Below are 12627 nucleotides of genomic sequence, written 5' to 3'. Positions count from 1 at the left end.
CGGATCGTGGAGCAGCCTGCAACTAGCGCCCCCGACCACGATTGGCGGCAATCGGTTCGCGCGGGATCGTCACCTGTGACAACGCTTCAACAAAGATCGGCTCCCAGGCCCTGATATGATGCCTGAGCAGATTGGTGAGAGCCTCCTCCTTGCCGGCCATCGCAAGCTCAATGATCTGATAGTGCTCCGCGGTTGACTCATTCTGGCGGGCGAGACCTGCACGCGACTTGATACCGTAAAGTCGCATTTGGTCACGCAATCCCATCACCAACTCGGTGAGTCGTGCATTGTCCGCCGCGGCCGTCAACATCTGATGAAAGCTTCGATCGGATTCGAGATAGAGCCTCAGGTCTTCCGTTCTCACCGCGCGCGCGATGTCATCGGCAAAGCGATAAAGCCCTTCGAGATCCCTCTTTGGCTTGCGTGCAACGATCGCGGCCGCATGGAGCTCCAGGACTTCGCGGAGATCAAACAGGTTGCGCAGTTCGGTCAAGGTCGGTTCGACCACCTTGAAGCCCCGATTGCGCATGGGTTCGATCAGTCCGCTGCGCGTCAGCTCCAGCAGCGCTTCGCGCACGGGAGTCGTCGAGATGCCGAGGCTCGTGGCGAGGGTCGGCACGGAATACATCGTTCCCGGCGCGCTCTGACCGGAAATGATCTCGGCGCGCACCTGCTGCACCACCTGCTCCCGTAAATTTTGCTCCATCCCCATCTCCGCTTCGTCGGTTCCAGAGCCCTCCGGCTTAGCAAGTGCAGCACAATAAATGCGCTTGACGGAGGATATGCCCACAGATCATGCTGTGTAAAGCGTTACAGTAACGCGCTACATTAACTTCCCTGTGACACGGTTTCATTGACGATGGCTGAGCGCATCCCGGGCTATTGCACGCTCTGCCGATCACGGTGCGGCTCGACCATGGTGGTCGAGAATGGCCGGCTGATCGGCGTCGAGAGCCTGCAAGGGCATCCGACCGGCGGAGCGCTATGTGCAAAGGGCCGCGCCGCACCGGAGATGGTCCATAGTCCGCGGCGGCTGACCAAACCGCTTCGTCGAACTGCGCCGCGAGACGCTGCCGATCCGGGCTGGACCGAAATTTCCTGGGACGAGGCGCTGGACGACATCGCCCGAGAGCTCGGCGGCATTCGCAAAACATCCGGCGCTGAAGCCGTGGCCTTTGCCGTCACCACGCCCAGCGGCACCCCGATGGTCGACAGCTTCGAGTGGGTCGAGCGCTTCATCAGGTGCTTCGGCAGTCCAAATCTGATCTACGCCGTCGAAATCTGCGGCTGGCACAAGGACTATGCCCATGCCCTGACTTTCGGCCGCGGTATCGGCTTTCCGGATTATGAGCAGGCCGACGCCATCGTGTTGTGGGGACACAATCCCGCCCGCACATGGCTTGCCCAGGCGACCCGTATCGGCAATGCGCGACGGCGCGGAGCGCGGGTTGTGGTGGTCGATCCCAAGCCGAACGGATCGGGACAGGACGCTGACCTCTGGCTACGCATCCGTCCCGGCTCGGACGGAGCCCTCGCGTTGGGCGCAATCCGGCATCTCATCGCGACAGGATCGTTCGATGCGGGCTTCGTCACGCGCTGGACCAACGGGCCTTTCCTGGTCGACACCAATACAGGCCGCTTCGTTCGTGCCAACGAACTCTGGGACAATCAAGCGTCGGAAGCTTTCGTCGTGCTGGATCAGTCCGGGATGGCGCGGGCCTACGACGCCCGCGTTGCGGCTCTCGATCCTGCGCACTGCAGGCTGGATGGCCGGACGACGCTTGCCGCGCGCGATGGCCGCGTCATCGCTGCGGCGACCGCATTTCGTCTGCTGGCCACGGAGGCTGCCCCCTACACGATCGCTCGCGTCGCCGAAGTGACTTGGCTCGAGGAGCGCAACATCGCTGCGTTCTACGGCCTGTTCGAGAACAGCCCAAGGCTCGCCTACCACTCGTGGACCGGCGTCGGCCAGCACACCAATGCGACGATGACCGAGCGGGCGATCGCGACACTCTACGCGCTGACCGGCGCCTGCGACCGGCCGGGCGGCAATGTCTGGCCGGTGCCGCCGCCGACGCGGACCGTCAACGACTATGACTTGTTGCCGCCGGAACAGAAGGTCAAAGCGCTCGGCATCGACGAATTGCCGCTGGGGCCACCAAGCCGGGGATGGATCACGGCGCGCGACTTCAGCCGCGCCGTGCTCACCGGCGAACCCTATCGCGTCCGGGCGCTGATGAGCTTCGGCACCAACTTCATGGTTTCGCAGGGGCACTCCTCACGCAATCGCGAGGCATTGCGTGCACTCGACTTCCACGTCCACGTCGACATGTTCATGAATCCGACGGCAGAGAATGCGGACATCATCCTGCCGGCCAATATGCCGTGGGAGCGGGACGCCCTCAAAATCGGTTTCGAGATCACGCAGGATGCCGTCGAGACGATACAATTCCGTCCGCAGATGCTTCCGCGTCTCGGCGAGTGCAAAGCAGACTATGAAATCGCAGCCGAGCTCGCCGTCAGGCTGGGCCTGGCAAACCAATTCTTCGGTGGCGACATCCGCGCTGGCTGGAACCATCAGCTCGCGCCGCTTGGCGTGACGGTCGACGAACTTCGTCGGCATCCGGAGGGCCTGCGCTTTCCCCAGCCGTTCCGGCACGAAAAATACGCAGTGCAGCGGGAGGACGGCACGATCGCGGGCTTTGCCACGCCCACCCGCCGTGTCGAAATCTATTCGGAATTGATGCTCGATCACGGCTACGCGCCGCTGGCAGGTCATATCGAGCCCGCCGAGAGCCCGCTTGCAGACACCCCCGACAGCCGCTTCCCACTGGTGCTCACCACGGCCAAGAGCGGTTGGTTCGTGCATAGCTCGCACCGTCACGTCGCCTCGCTTCGCAAGAAAACGCCTGATCCCGCGATCGAGATCACCAGCACGCTCGCGGCGCGGCGCGGCCTTGAGGATGGTGACTGGGCGATCGTCGAGACGTCAACGGGAGAGGTACGGCTGCGCGTGCGGCTGAACGAAGCCCTCGACGATCGCGTCGCCATCGCCGAGTTCGGTTGGTGGGAGGATTGTCCGCCACTGGGCCGCGAAGCGACCAGCTCCGCCGGTTTTGCGACATCGAACATGAACGACGGCTTGAGCGACGCAACGCGCGATCCGGTCAGCGGCTCGGTGCCGCTGCGGGCGATACGCTGCGACATTCGCAAGGACGAGACCGCGAGCCGTGGCCGCTGGGTCGGCCGGCGCGCTTTCTCGGTCGCCACCATTCGCAACGAGTCCAACGATGTCATCGCGCTCGACCTCCTCCCGCGCGATGGCGGCCCGCTTCCCGCGTTCCGGCCGGGACAACACGTCATGCTGGGCCTGCCGGGAATCGATGTGACCCGCGCCTATTCGCTGACCGGCCATGGCGGCCAGGACGTCCTGTCGGTCGCAATAAAGAAACGGCGTTTCGACAATTTGGCCCACACCCGCGACAGCGGTCATCTTTCCGCTCATATCCATCGCCTGACCGTCGGTGATCAAGTCCAGATCGAGGCGCCGAGAGGAATTTTCACCCCGCCGCTGGCGGGCCCCCGGCCTCTCATTTTTCTCGCGGCCGGTATCGGCATCACACCCTTTATGAGTCACCTCGAGGCGCTGGCGGAGCGCGAGCCGACGGAGCGCGTCGCCAAGGTGCTTCTGCTCTATGGTTGCCGCAACGGTGATGAGCATCCCTTTGCCCGGCGGTTGCGGGAGCTTGCAGACCGTCTCCCGGAACTTGATCTCGTCACGGCGTTTTCAGCGCCGCGCGCGCAAGATCGTTGCCCAGAGGACTACGACTACATGGGGCGGCTCGACCTGACGGCGATCGATCCAGTGCTGCCGCAGAGGCCCCTCGCCTATCTTTGCGGCTCGCCGCACTTTACGACATCAATGACTGAGCGACTGGTAGAACGGGGCATGCCGCGCTTCGACGTATTCGCGGAGGCGTTCGCATCACCGCCGATCGTGCCGCGGACGTTGCAGCCACAGAAGGTTCACGTCGCCGGTACCGACAAAAGCTTTATCTGGTCGCCTGAACTCGGAACCCTTCTCGATGCCGCTCAGGCCGCGGGCCTGTCTCTTCCCAGCGGTTGCCGTGTCGGCCAGTGCGAGAGCTGCGCCATGCGCATCGTCAAGGGCGACGTCGCACAACTCGGCGGCGATGTGGGCGCGACGGACCAGTGCCTGACCTGCCAGACGGTTCCTCTCTCCGAACTCACGCTCGCGCTTTGACCGGCAATGACGCGACGAAACCAACACCGACATAATAATGGGGCAGCAATGACCGACGCTACGCATAGAAATTCGTTTCCTGACAAAATGCCGATGCAGACCAACCTGCTTGCAAGGCTCTCGCAGCATATGGTCGCCTTCGCCGAGCGTTGGTTTCCGGATGCCTATGTGTTCGTTCTGATTGCCGTGGTCGTGATCGCGCTCGGCACCATCGTGCATGGAGGCTCACCGCTTGCGGTCAGCCGCGCCTTCGGCGACGGCTTCTGGAATCTCATTCCGTTCACGATGCAAATGGCGCTGGTCGCGATCGGCGGCTATGTGGTCGCGATGTCGCCGCCGGTCGCGGCGGTGCTGCGGCGGCTGGCGGCCGTACCCTCCACCGCGCGCGGCGCTGTGGTCTTCGTCGGTGTCCTCAGTATCGTCCTGTCGCTGCTGAACTGGGGTCTCAGTCTGATCTTTTCCGGCCTACTGGTGCGCGAAATCGCGCGGCGCAAGGACATCAGGCTGGACTATCGCGCGGCCGGTGCGGCTGGCTATCTCGGCCTCGGCTGCGGTTTCACGCTCGGCATCACATCATCAGCCGCCCAGCTTCAGGCCAATGCGGCCAGCATCCCGAGTTCGCTGTTGCCGATCACCGGCGTCATCGGTTTCTCTGAAACGATCCTGACGTGGCAGAATCTGGTCACGACGGTGGTCGTCACCGCGCTATCCGCAGCGATCTGCTACCTGACTGCTCCAGATCCGAGGTTGGTCAAGACCGCCGCGGATCTCGGCGTGTCGCTCGACGACGACCGAATCGAGCCGAAGAAGCCGGCGCGGCCCGGCGATTTTCTCGAGTTCAGTCCCATTCTGACGATCCTGATCGTCGTGCTGGCGCTGGGCTGGCTCTGGCAGACCTTTCAGTCCGGCAATCCGCTGATCACTTTGTCGGGCCTGAACACTTACAATTTCGTCTTTCTGGTGCTTGGCATCCTCTTGCATTGGCGTCCACGCAGCCTGCTTGAGACTTTTTCCAAGGCGATGCCAAGCGTCTCGGGCGTGCTATTGCAGTTTCCTTTCTACGCCGGAATCGCTCAGATGCTGACCAAGGTGCCGAACAGCAAGGGCGTAACGCTGTCCGACACCATCGCACACTGGTTCGTGGACGCCTCCGCCAACTCGACCGTCTTCTCGTTCCTGGTTGGAATCTATTCCGCGGTACTCGGTTTCTTCATCCCGTCGGCTGGCGGCAAGTGGATCATCGAGGCCCCGTACATCATGAAGGCGGCCAATGAGATCGGGGCTCATTTGGGCTGGACTGTGATGATCTATAACATCGCGGAGACGCTGCCGAACTTCATCAATCCATTCTGGATGCTTCCGCTGCTTGGCATACTCGGCTTGAAGTCAAAAGACCTGATCGGCTACACCTCGGTGCAGTTCTTTGTGCATTTCCCGATCGTCATGATCCTTGCGGCAATCCTGATGACGACGTTCACCTACCACCCGCCAATTCTTCCCTGATCGACCGCTGAGCCGCGCGAACTGACACGCCGGGACGACCGCATTGACGTCCCGGCGTGTCCTCGTCCGGCACGCCGAAGCACAACCTCGATTTGGTTCGGCAACCGCGACAGCATGCGGGCGTCGCGCGAGAGCCGCGACACAAAGTCTTGCAATGAGAAGGCCATGACCGAGAAACAACCGCTGCAGACCATTGATGCAGAGGAGGCGACGCGCCTTCTCCCGATGGATGAGCTGATCCCGCATCTGCGCAGCTTCTTTGTCAGGGGCTGCACTGTGCCGCCGCGACATCATCATACGATCCCAGTTCCGGGCGAGCCGAACGCGACCTTGTTGCTGATGCCCTCATGGCAGCAGAAATCGGAAGCTGATGATCTGCTTGGAGTCAAGCTGGTCGCCGTATTCCCGGGCAACGCCGCGCGCAAGATGCCGGCGCTCACATCGGTCTATCTGCTGTTCGATAGCGGCACCGGTGTGCAACTTGCGACGGTCGCAGGTGACGTCCTTACCGCCAGGCGAACCGCTGCGACGTCAGCGCTCGCGGCGTCCTATCTGGCGCGCGAAGACGCGACCAACCTGCTCATTCTCGGCTCCGGCCGGATCGCAAGCCTTTTGCCGGAAGCCTATCGGGCCGTCCGCGACATTCGCCGGATCAGCGTGTGGAACGTCAACGCCGACAGCGCCATTCGGATGGTGGATCGTCTCCGTGACTCCGGACTGGATGCCGTGTTCGTGTCCGACCTTGAACATGCCGTCAGGACGGCTGATATCGTCACGTCGGCCACTCTGGCAACATCGCCACTGATCAAAGGTGAATGGCTGCAGGCCGGCGTCCATGTCGATCTCATCGGCGCCTTCACGCCGGCGATGCGGGAATCGGATGACGACGTCATCAAGCGGTTCGCCATATTCGTGGACACCTATGAGGCGGCACATGAGGCCGGTGATCTCGTCCACCCGATCGAGGCGGGAATTTTGTCACGTCAGGACTTGAAGGCGTCGCTAGCCGAACTGTGCAGCGGCGCCGTTCACGGGCGACGATCGCGCGACGACATCACCATGTTCAAGGCAGTCGGGACCGCTCTGGCGGATCTTGCCGCCGCAGGCCTTGCATACAATACCCGCATACGGCGCGTCGCCCACATCGCGTAACAACGCGACAGGTGCGAAATTGAACGAGCTCGGCGTGTCATGCGTCGAAAGCCGGTCGTGCGCCGCGTACTGTGCCGACCCTCCGCCGATCCATCAAGCGCCTGACCCAGTCACGCCCGGGCTCCTCGACAAGACGATACGTTGCAACCGACAGCAGGACGGTCAACAACAGCATCGCAATTTGCAGGAGATCACCAAGCCAGAGCGATCCATTCAGAGCGACAACTTTCGTCGGTTCATGGCCCGGGCTCAACGCGTAAGAGACAAACAACTCCGTATGCCTGAGGCGCTCGACGACCATAAGGATGGCCCGCACCACTGCCCTGACGAGCGGATGCAGCATGTAGATCGAATAAGTCAGCGTCCCGATCATGAGCATGGACGGAACCGTCAGCCAACGGCTGACCGCACCACCTTCTCGCGCGTACACCAGAACGACCAGCGTAAACACCAGCGGCGAGGCCACCTGCAGAGTGACGCTGCTTCCAGCGACCGAAACATAGCCCACAACGAGCACGAGACTCGCCGCCTCGAGCAATGTCTCAACGGATGGCGCCAGGCGTGCGCGCAACACTGGGAAGCGCTCTCGCAAATCGAAAGCGAGAACGCCAAGCGCGAAACCATAAAGGCAGCGCACCAACCCATAGTCAAAAGTCGCATTCATCCCGTCCGGGCTGATGGTGGCGAGCACAACCGGCCCCGCAATGATCGGAAGCAGCCAAGGCCAGATTGTCGGCCCGATCCTGCTCACGACGGCGGCGAAGATCACATAGGCGGCGAACTCGGTGCTGATGCTCCAACTCGCGAAGTTCAGCCAGTTCTGCGGATTAACGCCGAGTCCCTGCAGCAGCAGAATGTTGGTGACGATGGCCTGCAACAAGTTTGGACCAATACCGTCCTTCGCGGCGTCGATGGGAATGAACAGCAGCAAGGTCACGAGATGCAGCGGATAGATCCTCCCAAGCCGCAGGAGGAGGAAGCGGCCTGTGCCGAAGCCCTCAGCGAGACGCGAACGATAATTCGACGCGATGACAAAGCCGCTCAACACGAAGAAGAAATCGACGAAGAGGTAGGCATTTCTGGTGAGCGGCAGGAACGACAGATGGCTGATAACGTCGAAGTGAAACAGCGCGACCATGCAAGCGCAAATGCCACGCCAACTGTCGAGAGCATGATACCGCGTGATATTTTTGGCCGAGTCCATCGAAAACGGGTAGGCAAGACCTGCCACCGGCACAAGCAGCGGTTGACGCTATGCTTAATGTGCCGCCATCGCCGTCACGGGATGTATCTCGCGCCATGGCAAGGACGACGAGACCACCGACAGGGCACGCGAAAGCGGCACCAGCGGCAACATCAGCGACCCGTTTGACCTCGGCGGCGATCTGGAATTACCGGCGCATGGACATCGCTGGTATCGTCGAGCTCGCATCGTATCGTGGCGCGGGGGCTCGCTCGGGCTCAGGCCGTATTTCCATGACGAGACCCAGATCGTGCTGATTCTGTCGGGTTCTCGTGCCTTTCGTGGCGGCCATCAGAACGCAGCTGGAACCCCAAAGCACATGCCAAGAGAGCAGCCCGTACAGCAGGCTCGGGTGCCACATCAGACCTCAAGCAAATTGTCGAGATTGTCGGACGGTTCGGCGCTCACTATAAAGCCGATCACTGCGTGCTACGCAGGGGTGCCCATAGTTGAGCGCGACGCGCTCAACCGAAACCGTAAGCGATTGAAAACACATCGGAATATGGTCGGAGTGGCAGGATTCGAACCTGCGACCCCTGCGTCCCGAACGCAGTGCTCTACCGGGCTGAGCCACACTCCGACTGAGAACGCGGCTTATAGCGTCGGGTTGGGGCGACCGCAAGCAGCGCATTCGAGGAATTTGGTCACAGTGAAAACGAGCCTGAAAACCCGGATCTTGCCGGCCGGAACAGATACGACCGCGGTCGCGGCCGGCGTACTCAAAGAAGGCGGCCTGGTGGCGTTCCCGACCGAGACCGTCTACGGGCTCGGCGCCGACGCCACCAATGCGACCGCGATCGCCCACCTCTACCAGGCCAAGGGGCGGCCGGCGTTCAATCCCCTGATCGCGCATGTCGGCGATCTCGCCGCCGCGCGCCGGATCGCCCGGTTCGACGCGGTGGCGACCGCGCTTGCCGAGGCGTTCTGGCCGGGACCGCTGACGCTGGTGCTGCCAAAAACGGAAGGCTGCCCGGTGGCGGAGCTTGCGACGGCGGGGCTCGATACCGTCGCGGTGCGCGTGCCCGCCCACGCCGTCGCCCGCGACATCCTGCGCGCCCTCGGCCGGCCGGTGGTGGCGCCTTCCGCCAACCTCTCCGGCCATGTCTCGCCGACTAGGGCGGAGCACGTCGCAAGCGATCTTTCGGGGCGCATCGACCTGATCGTCGATGGCGGCGCGGTCGAGGTCGGGGTCGAATCCACCATCGTCGGCTGCTTCGAGCGCGCGACACTGCTCCGGCCGGGCGGGCTGCCCCGCGCGGAGATCGAGCGCGTGCTCGGCCACAGGCTCGACCGGCTTCCAGCGGACGCCGAAAGCGACAACGGCAAGCCGCTCGCGCCGGGCGACGGCGGCAGGCCGCTCGCGCCGGGCATGCTTGCCTCCCACTACGCCCCGCGCACGCGGGTGCGACTCAACGCTGACAGGATCGAGCCCGGAGAGGCGCTTCTGGCGTTTGGACCCTTGAGCATATCGGGGGTTGATTCGGCGGCCGCCGTGATGAATCTGTCTGATAGTGGCGATCTTGCCGAGGCCGCCGCCAATCTGTTCGGCTATCTCCGCGCGCTCGACACCGAAGCCGCGCGTGCGATCGCGGTGATGCCCATTCCCCATGACGGTCTGGGCGAAGCCATCAACGACCGGCTGCGCCGCGCAGCCGTTGGCCGCGAATGAAGGCGGCCGGAGTGAAAGAGACCGGGATGAACATCGCAGATCCGCCAGCGCCGCAGCTTCCGCCGGAACTGATCGACAAGTTTCGCGCCATCGTCGGCGACAAATATGCGGTGACTGATGCCGCCGACATCGCGCCCTACCTGGTCGAGGAACGCAACCTGTTCCAGGGGCGCTCGCCGCTGGTGCTGCGCCCGGGCTCGACCGCGGAAGTCGCCGCGATCTGCAAGCTCGCCTCGGCGCATCGCATCGCGCTGGTGCCGCAGGGCGGCAATACCGGCCTGGTCGGCGGGCAGACGCCGCATCATGGCGAGGTCGTGATTTCGCTGAAGCGGATGGACAAGATCCGCGAGATCGATACCGCCTCCAACACCATGACCTGCGAGGCCGGCGTGGTGCTGCAGGTGGCTCAGCAGCGCGCCAGCGACGTCGACCGGCTGTTTCCGCTCTCGCTCGGCGCCGAGGGAAGCTGCACCATCGGCGGCAATCTCTCGACCAATGCCGGCGGCACGACCGCATTGGCCTATGGCGTGGCGCGCGAGATGGCGCTCGGGCTCGAAGTGGTGCTGGCCGACGGGCGCGTGCTCAACGCGCTGTCGAAACTGAAAAAGGACAATACCGGCTACGACCTGCGCAATCTCTTCATCGGCGCGGAGGGCACGCTCGGCATCATCACCGCGGCGACGTTGAAGCTGTTTCCGAAGCCGCGCGCAATCGAGACCGCCTTTGTCGGGTTGAAATCGCCGGCGGATGCGCTGCAGCTATTGTCGATCTCGCAAACCGAAGCCGCGGGCAGCCTCACCAGCTTCGAGCTGCTCGCCGACATCGCGGTGGATTTCTCGATCCGCCACGGCATCGACATCCGCGATCCACTTCAGAGCAAGCATCCCTGGTATGTGCTGATGGAGCTTTCCTCGCCGCGCGACGATGCACGCGATACGCTGGAAGTGATCCTCGCCGAGGGCATGGAAGATGGCATCGTCGATGACGCCGTGATCGCGGCGAATTTGAGCCAGCGCCAGGCGTTCTGGAAATTGCGCGACGAGATGTCGGCGGCGCAGAAGCCGGAGGGCGGCTCGATCAAGCATGACATCTCGGTGCCAGTCGCCGCGGTCCCGGCCTTTATCGAAGAGGCCAATGCGGCGGTGGTCAAGCTGATCCCCGGCGCGCGGCCGGTGCCGTTCGGCCATCTCGGCGACGGCAACATCCATTACAATGTCAGCCAGCCGATCGGCGCCAACAGCGCCGACTTCCTCGGCCGCTGGCATGAGGTCAACACTGTCGTGTTCGACATCGTGCTGCGGATGGGCGGCTCGATCTCGGCCGAGCACGGCATCGGCGTGCTCAAGCGCGATGAATTGCCCGATGTGAAGGACAAGGTCGCGATCCAACTGATGCGCAGCATCAAGGCGATGCTCGATCCGCTCGGTATCATGAATCCTGGAAAAGTACTGTGAACGTCGCACCGCCCCCCCCTATCGCTGCGCTCGCCATCGCGCCGATGTCCGACAGCGACGTCGCTGACGTCGTCGCACTGTGGCAGCGCTGCGGGCTGACACGACCGTGGAACGATCCGGTCGCCGATATCGCGTTGGCGCGACGCGGGCCGAATTCGGACATCCTGGTCGGCCGCGACAACGGGGTGATCGTCGCATCCGCCATGGTCGGCCATGAGGGCCATCGCGGCTGGGTCTATTACGTCGCAGTCGATCCTGACAGGCAGGGCAACGGATACGGCCGGGTGATCATGCGCGCGGCGGAGGACTGGCTCCAGGCGGCCGGCATTGCAAAACTGCAATTGCTGGTGCGGCGGGAAAACGCCAAGGTTGGCGCGTTCTACCAGTCGATCGGCTATGAGGAGCAGCAGCTTCTCGTGTTTTCCAGATGGATCGACGGGCGCACGCCGCCATGAGTATTTCCGACCGCGTCCGCATCAAGGACGAGCGCGTGCTCTCCGATGAGCACTACGTACTGAAGTCGGTGACCTTCGACTACCGCCGCGGCGACGGTGCGTGGCAGACGCTGAATCGCGAGGTGTTCGATCGCGGCAATGCCGCGACACTGCTTCCCTACAATATCGCCGCGCGCAGCGTGGTGCTGGTGCGGCAATTCCGCCTGCCGCCCTTCCTCAACGGTCATGACGATTTCATGATCGAGGCAGCGGCGGGCATGCTGGACAATGAGACCCCGGAGAACCGCATCCGCGCCGAGGCGGAAGAGGAGACCGGCTACCGGCTTCACCACGTCGAAAAAGTGTTCGAAGCCTTCATGAGCCCGGGCTCTGTGACGGAGAAGCTGCATTTCTTCGTCGCCGAATATGATTCCTCGATGCGGGTCGGCGACGGCGGCGGCCTTGCCCATGAGGGCGAAGACATCGAGGTGCTGGAGCTGCCACTCGATGAAGCGCTGGCGATGATCAGAGACGGCCGCATCGTCGACGCCAAGACCATCATGCTCGTGCAATACGCCGCGCTGAATATTTTCCGGTGAAGTTGTAGGGTAGGCAAAGCGCGGCGTGCCCACCATTCCGAGCGGAGTGCTTGATGGTGGGCACGCTTCGCTTTGCCCACCCTACGAGACTGTGAATCTTTTTATATCGGGCGCGTGGCAGCTGTGATTCTCTTCGCGGATTGATTTGCAGGAGGGGGATGATGGCTGGTGACGAGTTGTTTGGAGAGCTGCCGGAACAAGCGGAGCCACGGGCCGAAGCAGTGCGGCGCGGTGCGCCGCGGCTGCGCGAGCCGGTGCGCGACCAGGTCGAACTGCGAGCGGTCGATATCGACAGCCTGATCGGACAAG

Annotated in this window: 9 protein-coding genes, 1 tRNA gene and 1 pseudogene; 8 read left to right on the top strand and 3 right to left on the bottom strand. The window is 63.0% G+C overall.

Annotated elements, in window-relative coordinates; translation table 11 throughout:
- Positions 1-22: 22 nt before the first annotated feature.
- Entirely contained in the window at positions 23-706 is a 684-nt protein-coding gene (locus tag YY7_RS54395; protein ID WP_035692213.1) for a GntR family transcriptional regulator, read from the bottom strand.
- A gap of 153 nt (positions 707-859) precedes the next feature.
- Here YY7_RS54395 and YY7_RS0140240 point away from each other — a divergent pair, with 153 nt between their 5' ends.
- The 3 genes from YY7_RS0140240 to YY7_RS54390 all read left to right on the top strand — a co-directional run bounded on the left by YY7_RS0140240 (position 860) and on the right by YY7_RS54390 (position 6919).
- The gene (locus tag YY7_RS0140240; protein WP_028168113.1) at positions 860-4264 is read left to right on the top strand and encodes a molybdopterin-dependent oxidoreductase; all 3405 of its coding nucleotides are present in this window, start codon (positions 860-862) and stop codon (positions 4262-4264) included.
- Between the two features lie 93 nt (positions 4265-4357).
- Positions 4358-5767 (top strand): short-chain fatty acid transporter, encoded by a 1410-nt coding sequence (locus tag YY7_RS0140235; RefSeq protein WP_245287579.1) that lies wholly within the window; start codon positions 4358-4360, stop codon positions 5765-5767.
- A gap of 165 nt (positions 5768-5932) precedes the next feature.
- Positions 5933-6919: an ornithine cyclodeaminase family protein gene (locus YY7_RS54390; protein WP_051397180.1), complete on the top strand. Its 987-nt coding sequence runs from the start codon at positions 5933-5935 to the stop codon at positions 6917-6919.
- A 37-nt stretch (positions 6920-6956) separates the two neighbouring features.
- On the opposite strand, the gene YY7_RS54385 is transcribed toward YY7_RS54390, so the two are convergent.
- Both YY7_RS54385 and YY7_RS0140215 read right to left on the bottom strand, forming a co-directional pair.
- The gene (locus YY7_RS54385; protein ID WP_080664046.1) at positions 6957-8123 is read right to left on the bottom strand and encodes an acyltransferase family protein; all 1167 of its coding nucleotides are present in this window, start codon (positions 8121-8123) and stop codon (positions 6957-6959) included.
- Between the two features lie 542 nt (positions 8124-8665).
- A tRNA-Pro gene (locus tag YY7_RS0140215) sits at positions 8666-8742 on the bottom strand.
- Positions 8743-8811: 69 nt separating this feature from the next.
- On the opposite strand from YY7_RS0140215, the gene YY7_RS0140210 reads away from it, so the two are divergent.
- The 5 genes and pseudogenes from YY7_RS0140210 to YY7_RS61090 form a co-directional block, all read left to right on the top strand.
- Entirely contained in the window at positions 8812-9831 is a 1020-nt protein-coding gene (locus YY7_RS0140210) for an L-threonylcarbamoyladenylate synthase (protein ID WP_028168111.1), read from the top strand.
- A gap of 26 nt (positions 9832-9857) precedes the next feature.
- Complete coding sequence (locus tag YY7_RS0140205; protein ID WP_028168110.1) at positions 9858-11285, top strand: FAD-binding oxidoreductase; 1428 nt, start codon at positions 9858-9860, stop codon at positions 11283-11285.
- 20 nt (positions 11286-11305) lie between these two features.
- Positions 11306-11740 (top strand): GNAT family acetyltransferase, encoded by a 435-nt coding sequence (locus tag YY7_RS0140200; protein ID WP_028168109.1) that lies wholly within the window; start codon positions 11306-11308, stop codon positions 11738-11740.
- The gene (locus YY7_RS0140195; RefSeq protein ID WP_028168108.1) at positions 11737-12318 is read left to right on the top strand and encodes an NUDIX domain-containing protein; all 582 of its coding nucleotides are present in this window, start codon (positions 11737-11739) and stop codon (positions 12316-12318) included. Before YY7_RS0140200 ends, YY7_RS0140195 begins: the two co-directional genes overlap by 4 nt.
- A gap of 158 nt (positions 12319-12476) precedes the next feature.
- Positions 12477-12627: pseudogene (locus tag YY7_RS61090) on the top strand (IS5/IS1182 family transposase); the annotation flags it as partial.

The organism is Bradyrhizobium elkanii WSM2783 (assembly GCF_000472865.1).
Lineage (GTDB): Bacteria > Pseudomonadota > Alphaproteobacteria > Rhizobiales > Xanthobacteraceae > Bradyrhizobium > Bradyrhizobium elkanii_A.
Note: the sequence above shows the minus strand (reverse complement) of the source record. Positions and strands in the feature narration are given on the sequence as shown.